Source organism: Arthrobacter sp. NPDC080031 (assembly GCF_040702485.1).
Taxonomy (GTDB): domain Bacteria; phylum Actinomycetota; class Actinomycetes; order Actinomycetales; family Micrococcaceae; genus Arthrobacter.
The window spans coordinates 60229-82407 of the sequence record NZ_JBFBLA010000022.1 but is presented as its reverse complement, the minus strand read 5'-3'; the positions used below and the strand labels follow the sequence as shown (position 1 = coordinate 82407).

Genomic DNA, 22179 nt, shown 5'->3' with positions numbered 1-22179 from the left:
CGCTGAGAGCCCCGGCGCTTCCCGCCGAGAAAGAGACCACGATGATCAAACGCCATTCGGACGTCGTCCTGGAAATCACCGCCCACGACTCTGACACCGTCGAAAACGAGCTGAACGCCGCCGTCGACATCGCCCGCGAACACGCCGTCAAGGAGCGCCGTCACGGCATCCTCGTTACCCAGCACGAATACTCCAGGTACACCGTCGCCATCAGCCGCGACGTGCCTTACGGACAGACGCTCGAACGGCGCGAACTGCCGGCGAGCTCACAGACGGAGACCAAACCGGGCTGCTGATTTGGCCGGTATGACGCGAATCCAAGCAAGTGGGAGGATGGGCGCATGGAACTGCACATTACGGGCGACCCCGCCGCCGACCAACTCCTCAGCGATGACGCGTTCGCACTTCTCATCGGGATGCTGCTAGACCAACAGGTGACCATGGAGTCTGCGTTTGCCGGACCCGAAAAGATCCGGACGCGGATCGGATCCATGTCCCCTGCCGCGATCGCCGAATATGACCCTGCAGGCTTCGTTGAGGTCTTCAAGGAGCGTCCGTCCGTCCACCGTTTCCCCGGCTCCATGGCCGGCCGCGTGCAGGATCTAGCCGCAGTCGTTCAGCGCGATTGGAATGGAGACGCGACCGCCATCTGGACCCGGGACGACCCCGACGGCCAAGAGGTGCTCCGCAGGTTGAAAGGATTGCCCGGCTTCGGAGAGCAAAAGGCAAAGATCTTCCTGGCGCTGCTCGGCAAGCAGTGCGGACTCCAGGCACAGGGTTGGCGCGAGGCTGCCGGCGGCTACGGCCAGGAGAGCGCATTTCTTTCTGTCGCCGACATCGTGGATCCGGAGTCGCTGAGAAAAGTGCGCGCCAACAAACAGGCTGCGAAGGCCGCCATCAAGGCTGCGAAGGCTTCCGGGAGCTGAGACGCCAGCGGGTTCCAGGGGGGCAAGGGCTTTGTTCCCGCAGATATCGTGAAACGCTTGCAGCATGGACCTCGAAGTGTCGCCAGCGCTCACGATTCCGTCGTCGGAACTCGGCTGGCGGTTCTCCCGCTCGTCGGGGCCAGGCGGTCAACATGTCAACACCTCGGACAGCCGCGTCGAACTCTCATGGAATGTGGCCGACTCCGCAGCGCTTTCCGATGCCCAACGGCTCATGCTGTCCGCCCGCCTCGGACCACGTCTCATCGCCGGGGTAATCACCGTGTCCGCCTCCGAGCAGCGCTCCCAGTTGCGGAATCGCGAGATCGCCCTGGCCAAGCTCTCCCGCCTCGTGGCGGAGGGCCTTGCTCCCGAAGCCGCTGCCCGGCGGGCGAGCAAACCCACCCGGAGCTCGAAGCGCCGGCACCGGGTCGCAAAGGAACACCGGGCGGCAACGAAACAACAACGAAAACGACCATCCGCCGAGTAGCCAGGCTTAGCGAATCCCGCTGTCAACAACCAGCGTGATGTGAACCGGGGTCTTCGAGATGACCACCGGCTCAGTCGCCGTCGAGACGTAACCTCCAACATTGCTTGCTTTGATCACGTAACGACCGTCAGGCAACGTGAGATGGAAGGCCCCGGCTCCATCGGTCAGCGTTGAGCCCCGGACAGCTTCACCGTCCAAGGCGACAACCGCTGCCCCTGGGACGGGTCGCGGCGGACACTCCTGACCGACACGTTCGACGGGACACGCCGGGGCGCTCAGGACGAAGCCGGTGACAACCCCGGTGCGCCCGGTGTCCGGACCGCCAGGACCGCCACACGCACATAACGACAGGACCGCGGCCAGCAGGACCAGGACGGATCGCTTCACTTCGCTCACCAACATGTGTCGATTGAGGGAGCTGGATCAAGGGGATCGATCCGCGCCCCTGGGACAATCATAGGTGCGTCGGATAAGCCACGGGGGTCGGGTGGCCTTTCAGAGGTAGCTGCAGATCCGCTCGGCGTCGCACGCCTCCGGGTCAGCGGCGGCCGCGACAGCGTGGGAGTCGGCGACGGTGGCGCGCAGCGCGACGAGTTCGGCGATCTGCGCGTCGAGGCTGGCCAACTGACCGGCCAGTAGGTCGCGCACATGGGTGCACGGGGAGCGGCCGGCGTCACGCAGAAGCAGGATTTCGCGGATCTGCGCCAGCGCCAGTCCCGCGGCTCGCCCGCGGCGAATGAAGTCGAGCCGTTTAACGGTTTCGCCTGTGTAATCGCGATATCCGTTCGCGGTGCGCTGCGCGGCCGGCAGCAGCCCGTGCTCTTCGTAGAACCTCAAGGCTTTGCTCGTCATGCCCGCCGCTTGGGCGGCTTCACCGATTCGCACCCTGCACCTCGTCTCCCCCATTGACCTCCCACTGTAGGGGAAAGTCGCTCATGGGGTGAAGCAGGGCTAGCGCAAGTAGTCAGCGAATTCCGCTTCGAAGTACCGCTTCCCCCCCACACCGATCACGGAGATTCTTCGTTCGCCGTCCTTGAACAAGAACACCGACGGAACAGAGCTGATCCCGAAGGCAGCCGCGGTTTCCGGATTCTCATCGACATTGACTTTTACGACGTCGATTTTGTCGGCGTATTCGACCGCGAGCTGTTCCAGGACGGGGGTAAGCCTGGCGCAAGGTCCAGACCAACCAGCCCAGAATTCCACGACGACGGGTTTTGGCGACTGCAGCACTTCGGCATCGAAGGACACGTCGGTTACTTCCCGGGTTTTTGCCATGCTTTCCCCCTCTTGAATGCACCCCACCTTGCACCCTCCCCCAAGGGAAAAGTCAAGGGGATGAATCCGGTGATGGAGTACGGCGGTCGGACTGGCGACTTACGTCAAAAGCCATCAAGCTAGGTAGGGGGAAAGAGGGAACGAACACCCCTCCGCACAGGAAGGTCCTGCAATTCCGAGCCCAAAACGACCGCTCACCCCATGGATCCGCTCTTACGTCAAGGGCAACGACGTAGGCCGCGCGGATGCCAAAGGCCTCGGCGCCCTCAGACCTGTCGAGCCGGCCGCCCGACGGGATGGTAAGCCCCTCCTCGGCGAAGATCAGGTCTATGTCATGAGGTACGGGAAGGAGTACCACCCCGCGTGGTGCCACGTAGTGGCCGACAAATGGAACACCGCCCCTAGAGGACTTCTTGTGACCCTTTTGGCCGACGTCGGGACGCGGGCCAGGTGCCGGGAATGCGATCGATCCTTGAGATCAGCCACGGATTCCTTAACGAGGGAACACGAAAGACACCCCAGGGCCGCCCGGCGGCCTGACACGGTAGTCCCTTTGCGAGTGGTCGGCTTCTCCCATGGTGTCCTGTTCCTGGCGGCGGGTCCGAAATACCAGGAACTACTCAAACAGACCGCTGTCGAGCCAGCGACCCCGCTGCTCGTCGATGGTCGCCGGCACGGAATCCTGCTGCGGGTGGACGCGTCCCGCCAGGAGCCACTCCTGGTGATCCAGATGGATCCCCGTGCCAAGTTCCGGAACGGCGCTTATCAAGTGCGCTTGCGCCTTCCGCTGCAGCGCTCGGCAACCAAACCCTATGCTGTGGACTCCGTTGAGCCCGCGGCGCGGGCCAGGCACGCCGCTCTGCACCCACCGGTCGTTGACGACTTGGGAAGCTGAGCACGAACCGGCGGCGTCACCTCCGGAGGTCACCGGGCGCTTGAGCGCTGCCCGGCGGACCGCTGAGCACTGTGGGGACATACTCGAGCAGCTGGAGCCGACCGTCGAAGGTCCTGCTCTCCACCATCTCAAGCGAGACGTCCGGATAGCCGTCGTAGATCCGCTCCCGCCCGGTGCTGCCCGTGATCACCGAGTATCCTTTCCTCCGGCACTGCGCATCGGCTACGGTGAAACGGATTCCCCAAGACAAGAAGGTGGCCGCCACATGTCACTTGTCCTCGTCACCGGCGCTTCCGGCGGTCTAGGGCTCGCGACGGCGACGGCCCTCGCAGACGCCGGGCACGACGTCGTGCTGCACGCCCGCGACGCCAGCCGCGTCACCGACAAAAGTCTTCTCAGCCGCATGCGCGACGTCGTCTACGCTGACCTCGCAGATCTGGATGAGATCGTTGGTCTCGCCCGGCAAGCGAACCGTATCGGGCGGTTCGATGCCGTCATCCACAATGCCGGAGTCCTCAACGGCCCCGAAGTTTTCGCCGTCAATATCGTCTGCCCGTACGTGCTCACTGTGCTGATGACGCCGCCGGGACGGTCGATCGTCCTCAGCAGTTCGATGCACATGTCAGGCTCGACCGACCTCGATGCCGTCGATTTTTCCCGCCCCGGAAACCGGAGCCGCCCCTATGAGGACTCCAAACTCTATGTCACAGCGTTCGCTCTTGCTCTTGCGGAGAGCCGGACTGACTCCCTGGCGCATGCGGTGGACCCCGGCTGGGTGCCGACACGGATGGGCGGCCGCGCCGCCCCCGACAGCCTCGAAGAAGGCCACCGTACCCAGGAATGGCTCGCCACCGCCGACGAGAGCGAGATCAGCCCGCGCTCCGGCGGATATTGGTATCACCGCAGGTCGCGTCAGCCGCATCCCGCAGCCCGAAGCGCCCAGTTCCAGCGCGAGCTCATGGACAAACTCGAAGCACACACAGGCTTCGTCTTACCCGCCGGAACTGTCTGAGCAAGGGTAAAGCACTATCGCGGTCCACGAATCAGTTCCCACTCCGCCTATCCTTGCGGCAGATACTGAACAAACCAGTTCATGGCGAGAATCGCCGCCGCCTCCAATGTTCCGGGTTCTTCGAAGAGGTGGGTGGCTCCCGGAACAAGCTCCAGGCGGTTGGGGCAGGCCATCACGACTTGGGCCCTGCGGTTGAGTTCGAGCACCCGGTGATCCGCGCTGCCGACAATCAAGAGCGTGGGAGCGCGGACAAAGGCAAGCCTCGCACCCGCCAGATCCGGGCGTCCTCCCCGCGAGACGACCGCGCCGATCTTCCCACCCAGCTCGGCCGCCGCCCACAACGCCGCGCCGGCACCTGTACTCGCGCCGAAGTATCCCACGCTGCATGAAGCCGTGTCCGGCCTTCTGCCAAGCCATTCAGTTGCCGCGATCAGCCTGCGCGCGAGCAGTTCGATATCGAAAACGTTGGCACGATTGAGCTCCTCCTCCGGGGTGAGCAGGTCGAGCAGCAAAGTCCCCAGGCCTGCCCGTCGAAGCGTTGCAGCCACGAACCTATTTCGCGGGCTGTGGCGGCCGCTGCCGCTGCCATGGGCAAATACCACCACTCCGGCAGTCGATCCGGGCAACTGAAGGTGTCCTCGAAGCCAAAACCCGTCAGACTGTATCCGGACTTCCTCATCGGGGCCACCGGATCGCGCTGTTGAAGAGGCATTTTGCAGGCGCTCGGCAGCAGCGGCGAGCAGCCACGCCACCTCGTCGTCGCCCGTCGGTGAGAAGTCACGGTAGTGGTGCCCGACAGCCGTAAGCCGCGGAGGCGTGGCAAGGCACACCACCTCGTCAGGCTCCGTCAATCTGGCGAGGACGTCGGCCGAAGCGACAGGAACGGCCAGGATCACTTTGGCTGCCCCCAAGTTCCGAGCAATACGGCATGCCACCCTCGCGGTTGACCCCGTAGCGATTCCGTCATCGACGACGACGGCGATGCGGTCCTTCAGGTCAACGCGGGCCCGGCCAGCGCGAAACCGTCCCACCCGGCCCTCAAGGGTAGCCCGTTCCCGACTCTCAACAGCCCGCAATTCTTCCTGTTTGACCCCTGTAGCTGCGAGGACGCTTCGTTCGAACACGTGTGTGCCATCCTCCCCGATGGCGCCCATCGCGAGTTCGGGCTCGGACGGGACTCCCAGCTTGCGCACAATGATCACATCCAGTGGTGCGTCGAGAGCCGCTGCAACCTCAAAGGCCACCGGAACCCCGCCACGCGGCACCCCGAGGATGACTGTGTCCTGGCCACGCAGATACATCAGCCGCAGCCCCAACTGCCGCCCTGCATCAGCCCTATCCTGAAAAATCCCCATCGCCGCGGCGTTCCCATCAAGGCTGCCGCACTCCGCGTCCAGACTGGAAAGCAGCAATAAACACACGCAGGGCGGCCTCCTGATCCAACTATCCCCCACGAATCCAGAGCATGCGAGGCCTTTCCACGAAGAACCGTTGAAGCTGGACTGCTTGGGGTTCGACGACGGTTACCGCGTCTGTCGGTGACTGGCACGGCACGGCGAAGCGGCCCATGCTGATAGCAAAGACCTGCCACGCTGGAGGTGGAGAATGCGTATTGCCCTCCTGGGAGATGTCATGCTCGGCCGGCTGGTAAACGACCAGCTCAAGGTCGCTGCTCCCGACTATCCCTGGGGCGATACCCTCCCGGTCCTCGGGCAGGCCGACATCCGATTCGCCAACCTCGAATGTGTTCTCGCGGACCACGGGTCGCCTGCAGCCGGCAAGATCTATCACTTCCGCTCGGATGCCAAGAACGTGGAGAGCCTTCACTCCGCGGCGATCGACGTGGTCTCGCTGGCCAACAACCATGTGCTCGACTTCGGTGTCGATGCGCTATTGGAAATGCTGCAGGCGCTCGATGGGCGGGGGATCCTGCGCGTCGGGGCAGGAACGGACCTTGAATCCGCCCGCCGGCCGGTGGTCCGGCGGGTGGGAGCAACTGCTCTCGGCTTTATTGCTTTCACCGATAATGAACCGGGCTGGGAGGCAACCGACCGAACTCCGGGAATCCACTATGTCCCAGTGGACGGCGGTGACCGGCGGGTGAAGGAATTGCTGGACATGGTCCGCCGGATGAAAGCCCGCAACCAGCTGCTGGTCGTTTCGGCGCACTGGGGCGCCAATTGGGGGTCCACGGTCCCGCCCGCGCATCGCGGTTTGGCCCGTGCGTTGATAGACGCGGGGGCCGACGTCGTGTTCGGGCATTCAGCCCACATTTTCCGCGGCATCGAGATTTACAAGAACCGGCCCATTGTCTACAGCGCAGGGGACTTTGTGGATGATTACGCCGTTGACCCGGATGAACGCAACGATCAGTCATTCGTCTTCCTCCTGGAAACAGAGGGAAACGTGCCTCATGTGTTGCGCCTGCATCCGACGAGCATCGCCCACCTACAAACCCGGCTGGCGAGCCGGAACGCGGAGAAAATTGCCGGGCGTATGCAACGGCTGAGCAGGCAGTTCGGCACCCGGAGCACGTGGATCGAGGGTGACAGAGTCTTGGAAATACCGATTGACGTAGTTTCATGACCGTGGAATTGCTGCTGGCGCGGGAATCATGCCGGGTTCCCGTCCGTTCTCTCCGTTGATGACCTGCTTCGTAAGCGGGAACAGACACGACAGGAAGTTTGGGGACACCATGACGTTGAACGAAACCATTGCCCGTCTGCGGGCCGGACACCTCATGGTCCGCGACGCCAGTGAGTGGGACGAGCTTTCCACGGAGCTACGGCGCGCTTACGACAGCAACGACGACGAACTTATTGAACAGCTGCAGCCACAATTCCTCCAGTCCTGGCGGACGGTCACACGATACGTCCTCCGCGACACCTTCGACGCAGTTGGCATCGTAGTCACCGACCCCGGCCATCCCTGGGGAATCGCAACGCTCACCGCGAACGGAACCAGTTGCGAGCCGCTCCTCTGCCACGCCGGGGAATCAGGAAGTGAAAGGGCAGAGGGCGCCTACGCCGGACTCCGGCTTCTCACTTTCGCGGACACGATGACCAACTACGTGGGATGCCTGACGCGCCTGTTCGATGAGCAGGACTAAGCAGGGTTCTCCCATTCGAAAGGCCAAGCACAAGCCAATCCGTTGAATTCGTAGCTTTCGAACGGGGCTCTTGCCTTCCAGCAGCGGGCGCCGAAAAATGGGGCGTGTGGATGTCGATGCCGCGATATCCTCCTCGACGTCAAGGCGGAGGCGGTTTCGGCTCGCCATTCATGCAAGGGAGCGCCCCATGGGAATCATCGTGGTCGACTTGTTCAGTACCCTTGACGGGGTCTACCAGGCGCCCGGCCGGGCAGACGAAGATCGCGAGGGCGGCTTCGAGTTCGGCGGCTTGCAGGCACCGTACTTCGACAAGGAGTCCGGCGAGGCAATCGGCGCCGGCATCGATCGCCTCGACGCCATTCTCCTCGGGCGGAAGACGTACGACATCTTCGCTGGTTTCTGGCCCACCGCACCGGCCGACGACCCAATCGCGGCCCGGTTCAACTCCGTGCCGAAATATGTCGCTTCACGCACACTGGCCGAGCCCGCTTGGGCCGGGACGAGAGTGCTCGCCGACGTCGCATCCGGGGTCCGCGAGATCCGCGAGCGCCACGACGAGACCCACGTCATCGGCAGCGGCGACCTCTTTCAGACCCTCCTCGCCGAGGACCTCGTCGACCGGCTCAACCTCTGGCTGTATCCGGTGACTTTCGGCACGGGCAAGCGGATCTTCCGGGACGGTACAGTTCCAGCCGCCTTCGCCGTGGCCCAGCCACCTCGGGCCTTCCCGAAGGGCGCGATCTGGCTCGTTTACGAGCGCGCGGGCGATGTGGTGACAGGCGTGGACATCGAGGCAAAGCGCGCGGAGACATGACAGCCGGTGGCGTGAGTGGAGCCCGGTGGGTGCTGCACGTCGATCTCGACCAGTTCATCGCGGCGGTCGAAGTGCTCCGGCGGCCGGAGCTTGCGGGCAAGCCGATTATTGTCGGGGGTCGGGGCGACCCCACGGAACGGGCCGTGGTGTCGACCGCATCCTACGAAGCACGGGCATTCGGCGTGGGTTCCGGAATGCCTTTGCGCATTGCGGCTCGGAAAGTGCCCGACGCTGTGATCCTGCCCGTCGATCAGGAGGCTTATCTCGCGGCGTCCGAGACGGTGATGGATACCCTGCGAGCGCAGCCTGGCGCCACAGTGCAGGTACTGGGCTGGGATGAAGCTTTTGTGGGCATTGAGACGGAGGATCCGGAAGCCTACGCCCGGCAGGTGCAGGCCGCCGTCCTGGAACGAACGCAACTGCACTGCAGCGTGGGCATCGGCGACACCCTGGTCCGGGCGAAGGTCGCCACTGGATTCGGTAAGCCCGCTGGCGTCTTCCGGCTCACCGGCGCGAATTGGCTCGACGTCATGGGCAGCCGGCCCACCAGGGAGCTGTGGGGCGTTGGCACCAGGGTGTCGGCCCGTCTGGCCAAACTCGGCATCAACACCGTCGCTGAACTGGCAGCGTCCGACCCCCAGGCCCTGGTCCCGGAATTCGGCCCCAGGATGGGTCCGTGGTACGCGCAGCTTGGACGAGGCGACGGCGCCAGCGTTGTGGACGACACCCCGTGGGTTGCCCGCGGGCACAGCCGCGAGACCACCTTCCAGCAGGACCTCACCGATCCGTCCCAAGTGGAGGACGCTGTGCGGGAGCTGGCGGCGCATGTCCTTGAGGATGTTGTGGCCGAAGGACGGCCCGTGGTCGGGCTGACCCTGAAAGTCCGGTACGCGCCGTTCTTGACCACGACCCAAGGGAAGAAGATTCCGGAGACATTCGACCGGAACGAAATCCTCGCACGGGCCTTGGATCTCGCAGCCGGAATCGAGGCGGGACGTCCGATCCGGCTTCTGGGCCTGAGGGCCGAAATGGCAATGCCCGGCGACGCCCGAAAGGGACATACGCCCACGCGCGGCGGTTGGTGACGCCGTCGTTCCCTATATGGGCGGGTAATGTCGCCGGCCATTTCGAGCCGGTAGTCCCCCCGCCGACAATATGCGGGATCATTGCGTCTGGACCCTGCGCGGCCGTTGCCCTATCGTTGGGGAACCGAGCACAGTCGGCTTGAGTCTCCGCATCGGAGGTACATGGTGGGCATCATCTCGTCTGGATTTCATGGGAGACGCCAGGGCGGCAATCCGGCGTTGCCACCGGGACAATACGAGACCGGCAGCTTCCCGGTACTTACGGCCGGCCCCGCCCCCCGGATCCCCACTGGCGAGTGGGAATTCTTCATCGCCACTGAGTCCGGGCAGCGTCATGCGTGGGCTTGGGACGCATTCATGGCATTGCCCCAGATGGACATCCATACGGATATCCATTGCGTGACCAGCTGGTCCAAGCTGGGCACCACGTGGCGAGGAGTGTCCCTGGATACTCTTTTTGAGAACGTGGAAACAAACTGCAGGTTCACCATGGCCCACTCCTATGGCGGATACACCACCAACGTGCCGCTCCCGGACCTTCTTGGCGGCCGGGCATGGGTGGCCTGGGAATTCGATGGCGAGCCGCTTGAACGCGCCCACGGCGGACCTGCCCGACTCCTCGTGCCGCATTTGTACTTTTGGAAGAGCGCAAAGTGGATCAACGGCATCGAGCTGACGCAGGAGGACAATCCAGGCTTTTGGGAATCCAACGGTTACCACCTCCACGGCGACCCGTGGCGGGAGGAACGCTACTCATGAGGTGCGTGGGATGAGCACGCTGTGGCGCGTGGCCGACGTCGTCAGCAGCATGCCGGAAACGGAAACCGCCAGAACCATAGGGCTGCGGGTGAACGGCCTGAACGGCAACCTCGCCGGACAGCACATTGACGTCCGGCTCACTGCCGACGATGGATACACGGCCGTGCGCTCATATTCCGTGGCCAGGGCGGGCATGGACGAAACCCTGGAGATCACTGTCGACGAATTGGCCAACGGAGAGGTCTCCCCTTACTTGGTCAGGGAACTGGCGGTCGGGGACCAATTGGAGATCCGTGGGCCGGTGGGTGGCTGGTTCGTCTGGAAACCGACGGACACCAACCCCGTTCAGCTGATTGCCGGTGGATCCGGGATCGTGCCGCTCATGTCCATGATCCGCGCACACCAGGCATCGGAAAATCCGTCGCAGTTCCGGCTGCTCTATTCGCTCAAGTCACCGGATGCCGGGTTCTATCGGGAAGAACTCCAAACCTTGAGCCGGGAATCCCACAAGCTGATCATCGACTACGTCTACACACGCGAGGCACCGAAGGGTTGGCCGACCGCTCCGCAACGGCTCACCGCGGAAACGCTGCTGGCCAACATCCTGCCGAAGGACCCCGCCCTGGACACCTTCATCTGTGGCCAGACCGTCTTTGTGGAAACGGTCGCGGAATGGCTCGTGCAGGCGGGATACCCCACCGCCTCGATCAAGACCGAGCGCTTCGGCGGAACAGGAGGAATCCGGTGAGTGGCAAGAACGGCTCCGAACCTCCGGGCGCTAAGGATCCGGACCTGGAGGATCAGGACATCGAGGATCAGGACATCGCTGGAATCGCCGGCAATGCGATACCCCATCTGGACGGAAACGCGGTGGCCGGACCCCTGTGGGACTTGTTCCGCTTCGATATCGTCGCCGCGATCGGACGGTGCAGGCATTGCGGCGCCGTCCGCGTCTTCGGGGAGACGATGGTGTACGTTGACGCCCCGGGAATCGTTGTGCGCTGCGCATCCTGCGATGGTGTGCTGCTGCGCCTCGTGGAGACGCCCACCCGGTACTGGCTCGATGTGAGCGGACTCAGCTATCTGCAAATCGACCGAGAGGGCTAAGGCAACGCGCTCCGTCGGTCCCTGCGCCTGCGTTCTGGATCCGTAAGGATTCCACCCGCGACGGCGGGGGCTGACGTTGGGATGATGGGGTCATGTCATTGCTCCTGGGACCGTCCGCAGAACCACATGCCCGGATCGGAATCATTGGCGGAACCGGCCTGTACAAGCTGCCCGGGGCCGTCGTGCTCGACACGCTGGACATCCCGACCCCGTTCGGGGCGCCCTCAAGTCCCGTCACGGTCGTCCGGCTGCCCGCCCCGGACGGCGACGGGGACCGCGCCGGGGACGGCGGCCCGGTGGTCGCATTCCTGAGCCGGCACGGCCGCGGGCACAGCGTTGCCCCGCAGCAGATCAATTACCGCGCCAATCTCTGGGCCCTCAAGAGCCTGGGCGTAGAAGCGGTTATCTCCTCCGCGGCTGTGGGCGGACTGGTTTCCAGCCACGGAACCGGCACTTTTGCCGTACCCGATCAAGTCCTGGACAAGACCTGGGGCCGCGCGGACACCTTCTACGACGGCTCGTTGCCCACCGGGGTGCAGCACTTGCCCGCTGCCGAGCCCTACAGCGCCCCGTTGCGCGCTGCGCTCATTGCCGCCCTGGAGCGCCAGGGGGAAGAGTTCGCCAGCGCGGCCACCGTGGCCGTCATCAACGGTCCGCGCTTCTCCACCAAAGCCGAGTCCGCGGCCCTGGTTCAGTCCGGAGCGCAGCTGATCAGCATGACCCAGTACCCGGAGCCGATGCTCGCCGCCGAATTGAACATGCAGTTCGCGGCGCTGGCATTCATTACGGATGCCGACACAGGGCACGATGGCTCCGAACCCGTGACGGCGGAACTGGTTCTGGGCCGCCTGGCGGCCGCGCAGCCACGGATCCTCGCGGTTCTGTCCGACGCGGTGCAGACAGTGTCCGCGGGGTTGGCCGGCGCTGGGCCGGCGAACGACGGCGGAATGTGGCGGATGGCGCTCATGCCGGCTGCCGCGGTGTCCACGGTAATGGGCACTGCGGGCCCTGTCCGCCCCGGTAGGGGACGAACAGGGCCGTGAGGATATTGGTCACCGGCGGTGCCGGTTTCATAGGCAGCCATATCGTCGATGCCGCCGTGGCACGCGACTGGGAGGTCCGGATCCTGGATTCGATGGATCCGGCAGTGCACCCGGTTCGACTGCGGGAAATCTCCGGCGTGCCTGTGCCGGTGGGCAACGTCGGAGACCCGGCTGCAGCGGCAGAGGCGCTCGCGGGAGTCGACGTCGTGGTACACCAGAGCGCCAAAGTAGGCCTTGGCGTGGACTTCTTCGACGCGCCGGACTACGTCCGCAACAACGATCTGGCGACGGCTGTGCTTCTGGCGGGCATGGCGGCCTCAGGCGTCGACAAGCTGGTCCTGGCTTCCTCCATGGTGGTCTACGGTGAGGGCGCCTACACCAACTCGGCCGGCGCGCCGGTGCGCCCGGGCCCGCGCCGGGTGGAGGATCTGGAGCGCGGAATCTTCGATCCCCGGGATCCTGCCACCGGCGAGCTGCTGCTGCCGGCGCTTGTCAGCGAAGACGCGGCAATGGATCCGCGGAACGTCTACGCTGCCTCCAAACTGGCCCAGGAAAACCTGGCTTCCGCGTGGGCTCGCTCAACCGGAGGAACCGCGATCGCGCTCCGGTACCACAACGTCTACGGCCCCAGGATGCCCAAAGACACCCCGTACGCGGGCGTAGCCAGCCTGTTCCGCTCGGCGCTGGCGCGCGGGGAGGCTGTGCGCGTGTTCGAGGATGGCGGGCAGAGGCGCAGTTTCATCCACGTCAGGGACGTTGCGGAAGCGAATCTGTTGTCCATCGACGCGTTGGTGGCGGGCCGGATCGCGTCGGGCAGCCTGAGGGCCTATAACATCGGGGCCACGGAGGTCCACACGATTGGGCAGATGGCCGCGGTCCTGAGCTCTGTCAGCGGGGCGGCTGACCCTGTGATCACCGGCGAATTCCGGCTAGGCGACGTCCGACATATCACTGCCAGCTCGGCGAGGGCCCGGGCCGAGCTGGGTTGGATCCCCAAGCATGGTTTTGAGGACGGCATGCACGAGTTCGCCAACGCACCGTTGCGCGGAGACCAAGGCTAGCCGTCCGGGCCCGACGGAGGGCAAACGTCCCGGTTCCGTAAGGATTTCCGCCTGTCGCGCAGGGCCTGTGGATTCTACGGTCAAAGGGTGGAGAAAGAGCAAAGCGGTACCCACGGTTCACACGATGGAATCGGCATGGCCGGCGTCCAGAGCGGGCCAGTTGACGACGACGGCGGTCCGCCCGCGGTGCTGGTAGACGTGGTGCTGCCGTGCCTCAATGAACGTCCGGCCCTTCCCAAGGTGCTCGGGGCGTTGCCACCCGGATACCGCGCGATCGTCGTGGACAACGGGTCAACCGACGGTTCCGGTGCTCTGGCCGCCAGACTGGGGGCCGCCGTCGTCGACGAACCGAGGCGCGGCTTTGGCGCGGCGGCGCATGCCGGACTGCTGGCGGCCACGGCCGAGTTTGTGGCCTTTTGCGATTGCGATGGTTCGCTGGATCCCTCCCAACTGGCGACGATGCTGGAGCTCGTCCGCACTGGTCGTGCCGATTTGGTGTTGGGTGCCCGGCGTCCTGCCCGCGGTGCCTGGCCGATCCACGCCCGCTTGGCCAACATGGCCTTGAGCCGGCGATTGCGCCGGCTGACGGGTATCCCTGTCACGGATCTTGGCCCCCTTCGCCTTGCCCGGCGCAGCGCTCTCCTGGGACTGGACCTCAGGGACCGACGCAGCGGATACCCGCTTGAGATGTTCCTTAAGGCCCACCGCGCCGGCTGGCGTGTAGTCGAGATCCCGGTCGACTATGCGCCCCGCGTGGGGAAGTCCAAGGTCACTGGGACACTTCGCGGAACCGTCACGGCCCTCAAAGACATGGCAACGCAATTGGCCGCCGCTTCGGGGCGGACACCGCAGACGAAGGGTGGCAGCTCGGCGGATCGGCCAGCGGCCGACGCCGAAAGAGCGACGCCGTGAACCTCACCATCGCCGTCATCGCCAAAGAGTGCAGCCCAGGCATGGTCAAAACGCGGCTTACTCCCCCGCTCACCCCGGAACAGGCCGCAGCCTTGGCCCAGACCAGCCTGAGCCAGACACTGGAAACAGTGCGGTCCCTCCCCGCAGCCAGGCGGTTGCTGGTGTTTGACGGTACGCCGCTGCAGGGGGACGCTGCCGGTTTTGAAGTATTCGCCCAAAGCACCGGCGGCCTTGACGAACGGCTGGCGGCCATCTGTTCACTCGCGTCCGGACCCCTGCTGATCCTTGGCATGGACACGCCCCAGCTATGCCGTGACCAGTTGGCCCCGCTGCTGGCGGACTGGGCAGCCCCCGCTGCGGTGGCGCTTCGCCGCGCGTGGCTCGGCCCGGCGTCGGACGGCGGCTTCTGGGCGTTGGGCCTGTACCGGCCCGACGGCGGTTTGCTCCGCGGCGTGGAAATGTCCACCCCGCAGACCGGGGCGCACCAACTGGACCGGCTGACCCGCGGCGGCTTGGACGTGGGACTGTTGCCCGTCTTGACGGATGTGGACCACTTTGCCGACGCCCTGGCTGCTGCGCAACGATGCAGTGGAACCCCCTTTGCCTGCGCAGTCGAGCGCTTGGCCACGGGGCTGCAAGCGGCGGGTGCGCCGGTTGAGGCGCTGTCCGCGGCCGCGCCCACCCGAAGGACCGCCCCGTAATGAGCATCCAGGCAGCCTCCAGGGGTACCGATGCGAGGGACGCTGACGCTCTTGCTGCGGAGACCGGCAGGCTTGCCCCGTTTGGACAAGCTCTATTGGGACAGGGTCTATTCGGACAGGGCGGCCACGAACCGTATGCCCGTAGCCTGCCCCTCGGCCTGGGCTGCCTGACGCTGCATCCGGCCTCTGCCTGCCACGAAACCATCGGACCCGTCCACTTCAACGTGCTCGGCTGGTCCGCGCCGGCTACGGCAAGCGAACGCGAACTGCTGCGTACCCTCCGTGGGCCGGTCCTCGATGTGGGCTGCGGCCCGGGCCGGATGCTGCAGGCCGCCCGGGAACTGGGACTGGCCTCCCTCGGCGTCGATTCAAGCCCGGCCGCCGTGCGGCTGGCAAGCGACCGCGGCGGTGCCGCCATCCTAGGCTCCATCTTCGACCCCGTCCCGCACGAGCAAGGTTGGGGTTCGGCCCTGTTGCTGGACGGCAACATCGGCATAGGCGGAAACATCCGGGTGCTACTGGAACGCGTTGCGTCACTGCTGGCGCCCGGCGGTCAGGTGCTGGCAGAGGCCGAAGGCCCGGATTTCCTCGATGTGGCCTATCTGGCGGTGCTGGAGGATTCCGACGGACGGGCCAGCGCCGCCTTTCCCTGGGCCCGCGCCGGCGCGAAAGCGCTCGCCCTACACGCGGCCCGGGCGGGGCTGGATACCGCTGTCACCCGGACGGTTCAGGACCGGGTCTTTCTGACCTTGGAACGGCGGCCGTAGAGTCCGACTGCGGCCACAACCGCAGCCGCGGCCACCACCAGGACCACCCAGAAAACGCCAAGGACCAGCGCATAGTCCCCTTGGAGGACGGTGCCGTTGGCGCCGCTGTCCGGACCCCTTGGCTGGAGCACCTGCTGGGCACGGACCAGTGGGGCTGCGACCAAGGTCACCACTGCCCCCACAAGCAGGGCACCGCGCACAATTCCCTGCTGGACAGGGCTCAGCCCATACGTCAGCCGCGACAATCCGCCGCCGGCCAGCGTCGTCAACGGAACCAGCACGCCGTCGTGCACCAACAACGCCACGGCAAGCCAGGCCGCCACACCGATCAGCTGGGCAGGTGGCACATTGGCCAGGAATCCGAAGAGCGCATAACCGAGAGCCGCCAGGCCCAAGGCGCCCAGGGCCGCTCTCACCCACCAGACGGTCCTGTGCCCCGCCGGCGCCGACGGACGCACCAAGGGCAGGCGCATCAGATCACCTCCACTTTGTGCACCCATTTGGTCTGGAGGACCCCCGGGCGGCCGGGTGCGATGATCCGTGCCGGATAGCCGTGGTCCAGGTCCAGGGGTTCACCGTTGAGCTCGAGCGCCAGCAATGTCTGCTCGTCCTGGCTGTATGCGGCCGGCATGAAGGAGCGCCCGTAGACGCCGCCCTTCTCCATGCTGGAAATCTGCAACTCGGCATCCGCCGGGGCGCCCACCGTTGCCATGAGGTCCCTGATTCGGACACCGCGCCACTGGGCCCCTTGGCTCCAGCCTTCTACGCAGGCGATGGGCAATCCGTAACTGTACTGCGGCAGGGCCGCCAGTTGTGCCAGCGTGAACGTCTTCTGCACCGATCCCGAAGACACGGTCAGCACCCAGTCGGGAGCCAGCGCGGCGTCAGCCACACCTGCCTGGGCTGCGGTCCTGTTGATGGGTACGCCCTGCGGGCCGGTATCCATTCGGCGCGGCGCGAAGAGGTTCAGGCCCGACAGCCAAGCGAAGGACTGGCCCGCCGTCGTTAAGACGACGACGCCGGTGCCGGCGGTGATTGCCGCCAGGAACCCTCTGCGGCTCCAGCTGTGCCCGCGTCCAGGCTTAACGGCGGCCGGGACCGCATTGCCGGCCCCGATTCCCCCTTCAGCCTCCGCGGCGATAGCGGCCGCGTCCGATCGACGGCTCCAATGCGCCCGTATGAGCGGCAGCTTGATAGCGATGTGAAGCGCCAATGATCCGATGATGACCCAGGCCAGCCAATAGTGGACATCCCTGAAAGAAAACGGCCAGGGGTACCACTGGAAAGTGTTGAGCAATCCGATGGTGACTTCCACCAGCGAAGCGGCTACAAAGAGCGCAATCGAGGCCCGTTCGAGTGCATGCACCACGGATTTCAGCGGAGGCCAGCGCAGGAGTTCTGGGTACACGGACCATAGCTTGGCCGCCAGGAGCGGGATGGACGCAATCCCGGTGGTGACATGGATGCCCTGCGTAGCCACGTATAGCCACACGGGACGGGTAAGGAAGAGCATCCAAGTTGGCGGATCCTGCAGAAGGTGGCTGAACAACCCGGTCAAGAAGCACACACTGAAGGCAAGGCCTAGCCAACGGCCCAGCACTACCGTCAGCCGCCGGCTGCGCAAAGGTGAGGAGAACCGTCCGTTCACCGCTTCCATCCGCTGTTGGAGGAAAGTGGTCAATCTGTCCATACCTTGATCAGACCACCAAGACCCGCCCTCCGTCCCGGTCCAGACCTTACGAAAGGCAAACGGTCCCGTGGATTCATGCCCCGACAGCGTGCAAGTGATGCAGGATCAAAGGGTGAGCGAACCGACAACCCGGCGCGCGTCCGGCATTTCGGCTGCGGTGGTGGCGCTGGCCTTGGTGGCTTTACTCGCCGTCGTGGTCTGGTGGACGGTCACTACCGATCCGTCAGCGGAGTGGGCGTCCCCCCTGGGCACACTGGCGGCCTGGAGCGTCTTCGTCCCGGCGGCACTGGTGGCGCGCCGGATCCCGGCCCGTGTTTCGGCCGCCCTCGTGCTCCTGGGCTCCCTTCTGCTGGGAGCCGCGGCCATCGCCGCACCGCCGGCCACGAGCAACGATTCCGCACGCTATGCGTGGGACGGCATCGTCCAGAAAGCCGGAATTTCCCCTTATGCCCACGTTCCGGCGGACGAGACGCTGCGGCCGCTGCGGCCGGCCTGGCTGTTCCAGGACGCTGGACCGGATGGAACCTGCCACAGTAATCCCTTCCCCACGGGCACGGAGACCACCACCAACATTCCCGGCGGCAGCACCCTGTGCACGGCCATCAACAGGCCCGCCGTGCCTACTGTCTATCCGGCGGTGGCAGAGCTGTATTTCCTGGCCGTGCGGCTTATCCCCGGTTCCGAGGTGGGGTTCATCGTGTTCCAGCTGGCCGGGCTGTTGCTCAGCCTGGCCGTGACGGTGGCGCTGTTGGCCTTCCTGCGCCGCACCGGAAGGCCAGCACACCACGCCGTGTGGTGGGCTTGGTCTCCGCTGGTGGCCTTTGAAGCCATCAACGGTGCGCACGTGGATGCACTGGGCACCGCTTTGGCCTTGGCGGCAGCGCTGCTGCTGGTGGGCGGGCGCACGCTGGGTTCCGGCGTGGCCTTTGGCGCGGCGGTGGCCACCAAGCTGATTCCAGCCATCAGCGCCCCGGCCCTGCTGTACCGGCGGCCGGTCCGCTTCGTCGCCGCGGCCATTGCCACATTTGCAGTGGCGTACGTGCCCTATGTCCTCGCCAGCGGTTGGGCCGTACTGGGCTATCTGCCCGAATACCTGCGCTCGGAGGGATACGACGGGCAAGACAGCCCGCGCTTCACGCTGTTGAAGCTGGTGCTCCCGGCCAGCTGGGCAGCGCCGGCCGCACTAGTACTTTTGCTCGGCCTGGCCATTTACGTGTGGCGGACCACCGACAGCGCCCGGCCCTGGGACGGGCAGGTCTTGATGGCCGGAGGAATGCTGCTGATCGTCTCGCCGAGCTACCCCTGGTACGCGCTGCTGCTCCTGCCATTCGTGGTGCTGAGCGGTCTTTACGAGTTCACCGCGATCGCTCCCGCGCTGGCCCTGATGTATTTCACCGGGGCCGAACCCTACGGCCAGTCGGCGGCGCGATGGGGACTGGGCGCCGTCGTCGTGATCGTGGTGGCTGCCACGGTGGTGAGGCGACGGCGGCAGCACGCGAGCGGTAGTAGGTGGTCGATCCGGCGCTGACCCCCGTATGGTGGTCCCGGGAGGCCGGCTGGCCCGTTATGCTCGGCACATGTCACCGGATCGCTATCTCACTGAGCTGACCAGCAGCCTGGACCGCCTCAGCGTCCTGGCACGCCAGCCCGAGGACATTCTGGCTCGTCCCGTGCCCGCCTGTCCTGGCTGGACGCTTATGGATCTCTTCGGGCATCTGGGGTCAATCGAACGTTGGGCAGCCCAAATAGTCCTTTCGGGGAAGTTCGTCGAGGAACCGGCACCACCGGCCAACGGCGCCGTATCGTGGTTCCTCGAAGGCGCCGACGCCTTTCTCGGGACCATGGCGGCACTGGATCCCGAAAAACCGTGCTGGAACTTTGGCCCACCCCCGCGCACAGCCGGGTTCTGGCGTCGCCGCCAGGCACATGAACACGCCGTCCACCTCATCGATGCGAGCCAGGCATCAGGGTTGGCTATCCCTACTTTCGCAGCAGACTTCATGCTCGACGGAATCGACGAAATCCTGACAATGTTCGCCCCGCGCCAACTTCGGCTGGGACGGATGCCCCTACCGGAAGGGGCAGTGACCTTCCGGGTACCCGGGGCCGCCAGCTGGACGGTCGGCGAAGGGGCCGCGCAGGCCTCGATTACATCCCCGCCGCAGGGGATGTACCTGGGTCTCTGGGGCCGGTCCAGTCTCTTGGAAACAGCGATCATCGAAGGCGACAAAGACCTCGCGGTCCGCGTTCTGCAGGGCCCCCTCACCCCCTGAATTCCCCTGCCTCGGCGACGACGCCCGGCCGGCCAGCTTCTCCGCTGCCGCCACGTCGAGCGGCCGGACCAAGTGCAACGACTGCTCGACGAACTGTGGTCCCGGTGAAGTGTTGCCCCTACTTCAGCAGGTGCACGACCGTCGTTTCGGTGTCGGCCGGATCTGGTGTCGGGTCTCCATAGATCTCCCAGGAGTGACCGGCAGATTCCCTATGATTCGCAGCCATCCACTTCTCGATCGCCTTGTATGCCTCGCCCATGCGGTGGTATGGCCCACGGTGGACCGCTATGGCAGCCTGGCCCGCGGGGGTTTCGGTTGCGTAGACCTCGCCCGCCGTTTCAAAGGTGCGGGTGACTTCTACTCCGAAGTCGCACAGTAGGGGAGCATCGGGTTGGTCCGGGTGGTGGCAGACGAAGATGTTGTGGCCGTCGGTCCACAGACCCGGTTGACCGCGAATAAAGTCCCAGACCTTGCCCACCGCAGGCCCCCATGCCGAGCCGACTTCGCCCGGCGCGACCTCGCGGCGGACGGCGGCCAGCATGCGCGGGTGAACAGTCTGTAGGTTGACGGGGACCGACATGCCCGGACCGGCCCGGATCCTCAGCTAGTACTTGTCCGCGGAGTCGACGGATTCCCCCACAGTGACTTCAGGGGCCACATCGGGATCGCCGCCGACCGAGCCGATGAACGCCTGGATCTCCGGATCACCGAAGAATTTCTGGAATGCCTCTGCCGATTCCCATTCGTCGACCACGAGGACAAACCCGTCACCGATCGCGAACTGGTGGTGGATCGCGCCCGCAGCCCGGCCGCGCTCCCCCCACTGGCGGTATTCGTCCGCGCGCTCCTCGAGCGACTTGGTGAAAACGCTCGTGTCACCGGAAACCTTGGTTGCAATGATGACGGACATGATTTGACCTCCTATGGCCTGAACTCAGCTCGTGGCAGCCAGCCGCACGACGATGCGCTTGATCGGTCTGACACGTCAAAGACCATACTCACTCCCCCTCACAACCGCCCGAGTGGCCGCTACTTGTCATTCGCCGCGATCTGTCCAGGGTTCTCTAGTTACTGAACCCGGATAGGATCTCCGGGTACCCAGCTTCCCGAACAGTCCCGAGAGAACCCCACCGCATGCCGCACCTTGCCCCCGCCCTCCAGCTCCAGACCTTGCCGCAGATGCTCCTGGACGTCGCCGCCGTCGAGCACAATATCGGGATCAAAGAGGCCTGGACACGGGAGCACGGCATGGTGCTGGCCCCGCACATCAAGACCACCATGACGGCCGAGATCGTCCGCCGGCAGCTGCCCGGCTCCTGGGGCGTGACCGTGGCGACCACCGCGCAGGCCGCCCACGCCATCGAGTGGGGTGCCACCCGGATCCTCATCGCGAACGAGGTGCTGTTCCGCGGCCACCTCGAGCAACTGCGTGCCTGGCTGGCGGCTTCGCCGGAAACGGAGATTTACTGCCTGGCCGATTCAGCGGCGGGCGTCCGGGCCATGGCCGAGGTATTCGAGGACTCGCCCCGGCCCCTGAACGTCTTGATCGACGTCGGAACCCCCGGCGGCCGAACCGGGATCCGCAGCGACGCCGAGGCTGGCCCGCTGGCCGCGGAAATCCGTGCCGCCGGCGGCCTCCTGCTGGCCGGCGTCAGCGCCTACGAGGGCGTGGCACCGAACACCCGTACTGATGAAAACCTGGCCGGGATCGATTCACACTGCCGCCTGGCCCGAGACATTTTCGATCAACTGCACCCCGCTTTCGAGGTGGAGCTGCCGGTCTTCAGCAACGGCGGCTCTGCATTCCAGGACCGCGCGGCCGCGTTCCTGCCCGGGAGCGCCTCCGTCAATGTGCTCCGTTCAGGCTGCTACGTGGTGCACGACCACGGCACCTACCAGAGCGTCTCCCCGGTCCCCGGACTGACTGCCGCAGCGGCGGTGCGGGCGCTGGTCATCTCCGCCCCCGAAGCCGGGCGGGTGGTCCTGAACGCGGGCAAGCGCGAGTTGGCGTACGACGCCGGCCTGCCGGTGATCGTTTCCCGGTACCGTCACGGGGCCCTCCTGCGTGCCGGTGCTGGCGCCACGCTGACCCGCCTCTTCGACCACCACGCCATCGTGGACGACGCCGAGGGCCTGCAGGTCGGCGACATCGTGGACCTGGGCGTCTCCCACCCTTGCTCGCTGTTCGACCGCTGGCGCGAGGTCGTCGCAGTCAGCGATGACGCCGTCGAGACCTGGCGGCCGAGCTTCTAAACAGTGC

The 22179-nt window shown here is 65.4% G+C and carries 28 protein-coding genes and 1 pseudogene; 20 read left to right on the top strand and 9 right to left on the bottom strand.

Translation table 11 applies throughout. The annotated features are described in order from the left end of the window. Positions 1-41: 41 nt before the first annotated feature. The 3 genes from AB0323_RS17860 to arfB all read left to right on the top strand — a co-directional run bounded on the left by AB0323_RS17860 (position 42) and on the right by arfB (position 1413). Positions 42-296, top strand: a complete 255-nt coding sequence (locus AB0323_RS17860; protein WP_366178516.1) for a hypothetical protein — start codon at positions 42-44, stop codon at positions 294-296. A 45-nt stretch (positions 297-341) separates the two neighbouring features. Further along, positions 342-926: an HhH-GPD-type base excision DNA repair protein gene (locus tag AB0323_RS17855; RefSeq protein WP_366178515.1), complete on the top strand. Its 585-nt coding sequence runs from the start codon at positions 342-344 to the stop codon at positions 924-926. Between the two features lie 64 nt (positions 927-990). Continuing rightward, positions 991-1413 (top strand): alternative ribosome rescue aminoacyl-tRNA hydrolase ArfB, encoded by a 423-nt coding sequence (gene arfB / locus AB0323_RS17850; RefSeq protein WP_366178514.1) that lies wholly within the window; start codon positions 991-993, stop codon positions 1411-1413. A gap of 6 nt (positions 1414-1419) precedes the next feature. Here arfB and AB0323_RS17845 read toward each other — a convergent pair whose 3' ends face one another. The 3 genes from AB0323_RS17845 to trxA all read right to left on the bottom strand — a co-directional run bounded on the left by AB0323_RS17845 (position 1420) and on the right by trxA (position 2691). Beyond that, complete coding sequence (locus tag AB0323_RS17845) at positions 1420-1809, bottom strand: carboxypeptidase-like regulatory domain-containing protein (RefSeq protein WP_366178513.1); 390 nt, start codon at positions 1807-1809, stop codon at positions 1420-1422. A gap of 99 nt (positions 1810-1908) precedes the next feature. Beyond that, on the bottom strand, positions 1909-2319 hold the full coding sequence (locus AB0323_RS17840) for a heavy metal-responsive transcriptional regulator (RefSeq protein WP_366178512.1): 411 nt from the start codon (positions 2317-2319) through the stop codon (positions 1909-1911). Between the two features lie 45 nt (positions 2320-2364). Further along, positions 2365-2691 carry a thioredoxin gene (gene trxA, locus AB0323_RS17835; RefSeq protein WP_366178511.1) on the bottom strand — a complete coding sequence of 109 codons (327 nt, stop codon included), beginning with the start codon at positions 2689-2691 and terminating at the stop codon, positions 2365-2367. Between the two features lie 559 nt (positions 2692-3250). On the opposite strand from trxA, the gene AB0323_RS17830 reads away from it, so the two are divergent. Further along, the gene (locus AB0323_RS17830; RefSeq protein WP_366178510.1) at positions 3251-3586 is read left to right on the top strand and encodes a hypothetical protein; all 336 of its coding nucleotides are present in this window, start codon (positions 3251-3253) and stop codon (positions 3584-3586) included. Between the two features lie 16 nt (positions 3587-3602). On the opposite strand, the pseudogene AB0323_RS17825 reads toward AB0323_RS17830, so the two are convergent. Further along, positions 3603-3782 (bottom strand): annotated as a pseudogene (locus tag AB0323_RS17825) (deaminase); the annotation flags it as partial. A 69-nt stretch (positions 3783-3851) separates the two neighbouring features. On the opposite strand from AB0323_RS17825, the gene AB0323_RS17820 reads away from it, so the two are divergent. After that, positions 3852-4598 (top strand): SDR family NAD(P)-dependent oxidoreductase, encoded by a 747-nt coding sequence (locus AB0323_RS17820; RefSeq protein ID WP_366178509.1) that lies wholly within the window; start codon positions 3852-3854, stop codon positions 4596-4598. Between the two features lie 47 nt (positions 4599-4645). Here AB0323_RS17820 and AB0323_RS17815 read toward each other — a convergent pair whose 3' ends face one another. Beyond that, complete coding sequence (locus AB0323_RS17815; RefSeq protein ID WP_366178508.1) at positions 4646-5953, bottom strand: phosphoribosyltransferase; 1308 nt, start codon at positions 5951-5953, stop codon at positions 4646-4648. A 250-nt stretch (positions 5954-6203) separates the two neighbouring features. On the opposite strand from AB0323_RS17815, the gene AB0323_RS17810 reads away from it, so the two are divergent. The 12 genes from AB0323_RS17810 (at position 6204) to AB0323_RS17755 (ending at position 15956) form a co-directional block, all read left to right on the top strand. Further along, the gene (locus tag AB0323_RS17810) at positions 6204-7184 is read left to right on the top strand and encodes a CapA family protein (RefSeq protein WP_366178507.1); all 981 of its coding nucleotides are present in this window, start codon (positions 6204-6206) and stop codon (positions 7182-7184) included. A gap of 109 nt (positions 7185-7293) precedes the next feature. Then, entirely contained in the window at positions 7294-7707 is a 414-nt protein-coding gene (locus tag AB0323_RS17805) for a hypothetical protein (RefSeq protein ID WP_366178506.1), read from the top strand. Between the two features lie 187 nt (positions 7708-7894). Continuing rightward, entirely contained in the window at positions 7895-8521 is a 627-nt protein-coding gene (locus tag AB0323_RS17800; RefSeq protein WP_366178505.1) for a dihydrofolate reductase family protein, read from the top strand. Continuing rightward, positions 8518-9606, top strand: a complete 1089-nt coding sequence (locus tag AB0323_RS17795; protein ID WP_366178504.1) for a DNA polymerase IV — start codon at positions 8518-8520, stop codon at positions 9604-9606. The genes AB0323_RS17800 and AB0323_RS17795 overlap by 4 nt, the downstream gene beginning before the upstream one ends. A gap of 165 nt (positions 9607-9771) precedes the next feature. Then, a complete protein-coding gene (locus tag AB0323_RS17790; RefSeq protein WP_366178525.1) occupies positions 9772-10365 on the top strand; it encodes a sulfite oxidase-like oxidoreductase in 594 nt (197 codons plus the stop codon). 10 nt (positions 10366-10375) lie between these two features. Continuing rightward, positions 10376-11113, top strand: coding sequence for an FAD-binding oxidoreductase (locus AB0323_RS17785; RefSeq protein ID WP_366178503.1), 738 nt, complete (start codon positions 10376-10378; stop codon positions 11111-11113). Further along, on the top strand, positions 11110-11472 hold the full coding sequence (locus AB0323_RS17780; protein WP_366178502.1) for a DUF6510 family protein: 363 nt from the start codon (positions 11110-11112) through the stop codon (positions 11470-11472). Before AB0323_RS17785 ends, AB0323_RS17780 begins: the two co-directional genes overlap by 4 nt. 92 nt (positions 11473-11564) lie before the next feature. Next, the gene (locus tag AB0323_RS17775; RefSeq protein ID WP_366178501.1) at positions 11565-12515 is read left to right on the top strand and encodes an MTAP family purine nucleoside phosphorylase; all 951 of its coding nucleotides are present in this window, start codon (positions 11565-11567) and stop codon (positions 12513-12515) included. Further along, positions 12512-13576 (top strand): NAD-dependent epimerase/dehydratase family protein, encoded by a 1065-nt coding sequence (locus AB0323_RS17770; protein WP_366178500.1) that lies wholly within the window; start codon positions 12512-12514, stop codon positions 13574-13576. Before AB0323_RS17775 ends, AB0323_RS17770 begins: the two co-directional genes overlap by 4 nt. An 87-nt stretch (positions 13577-13663) precedes the next feature. Continuing rightward, a complete protein-coding gene (locus tag AB0323_RS17765) occupies positions 13664-14488 on the top strand; it encodes a glycosyltransferase family 2 protein (protein WP_366178499.1) in 825 nt (274 codons plus the stop codon). Continuing rightward, positions 14485-15189 (top strand): DUF2064 domain-containing protein, encoded by a 705-nt coding sequence (locus tag AB0323_RS17760; RefSeq protein WP_366178498.1) that lies wholly within the window; start codon positions 14485-14487, stop codon positions 15187-15189. Before AB0323_RS17765 ends, AB0323_RS17760 begins: the two co-directional genes overlap by 4 nt. After that, positions 15189-15956 carry a class I SAM-dependent methyltransferase gene (locus tag AB0323_RS17755; RefSeq protein ID WP_366178497.1) on the top strand — a complete coding sequence of 256 codons (768 nt, stop codon included), beginning with the start codon at positions 15189-15191 and terminating at the stop codon, positions 15954-15956. Before AB0323_RS17760 ends, AB0323_RS17755 begins: the two co-directional genes overlap by 1 nt. On the opposite strand, the gene AB0323_RS17750 is transcribed toward AB0323_RS17755, so the two are convergent. Further along, the gene (locus tag AB0323_RS17750) at positions 15917-16429 is read right to left on the bottom strand and encodes a hypothetical protein (protein ID WP_366178496.1); all 513 of its coding nucleotides are present in this window, start codon (positions 16427-16429) and stop codon (positions 15917-15919) included. The two genes, AB0323_RS17755 and AB0323_RS17750, sit on opposite strands and share 40 nt — an antisense overlap. Continuing rightward, on the bottom strand, positions 16429-17646 hold the full coding sequence (locus AB0323_RS17745) for a molybdopterin-dependent oxidoreductase (protein WP_366178495.1): 1218 nt from the start codon (positions 17644-17646) through the stop codon (positions 16429-16431). Before AB0323_RS17745 ends, AB0323_RS17750 begins: the two co-directional genes overlap by 1 nt. Positions 17647-17758: 112 nt before the next feature. On the opposite strand from AB0323_RS17745, the gene AB0323_RS17740 reads away from it, so the two are divergent. Next, positions 17759-19174 carry a glycosyltransferase 87 family protein gene (locus tag AB0323_RS17740; protein WP_366178494.1) on the top strand — a complete coding sequence of 472 codons (1416 nt, stop codon included), beginning with the start codon at positions 17759-17761 and terminating at the stop codon, positions 19172-19174. A gap of 49 nt (positions 19175-19223) precedes the next feature. Continuing rightward, positions 19224-19919: a maleylpyruvate isomerase family mycothiol-dependent enzyme gene (locus AB0323_RS17735; RefSeq protein ID WP_366178493.1), complete on the top strand. Its 696-nt coding sequence runs from the start codon at positions 19224-19226 to the stop codon at positions 19917-19919. 118 nt (positions 19920-20037) lie between these two features. Here the strand turns inward: AB0323_RS17735 and AB0323_RS17730 are convergent, their stop codons facing one another. Together AB0323_RS17730 and AB0323_RS17725 are read right to left on the bottom strand one after the other, a co-directional pair. After that, entirely contained in the window at positions 20038-20499 is a 462-nt protein-coding gene (locus AB0323_RS17730; protein ID WP_366178492.1) for a GyrI-like domain-containing protein, read from the bottom strand. 24 nt (positions 20500-20523) lie between these two features. Further along, positions 20524-20829, bottom strand: coding sequence for a hypothetical protein (locus tag AB0323_RS17725; RefSeq protein ID WP_366178491.1), 306 nt, complete (start codon positions 20827-20829; stop codon positions 20524-20526). A gap of 224 nt (positions 20830-21053) precedes the next feature. On the opposite strand from AB0323_RS17725, the gene AB0323_RS17720 reads away from it, so the two are divergent. Next, positions 21054-22172, top strand: a complete 1119-nt coding sequence (locus tag AB0323_RS17720) for an alanine racemase (protein ID WP_366178490.1) — start codon at positions 21054-21056, stop codon at positions 22170-22172. Positions 22173-22179: the final 7 nt, after the last annotated feature.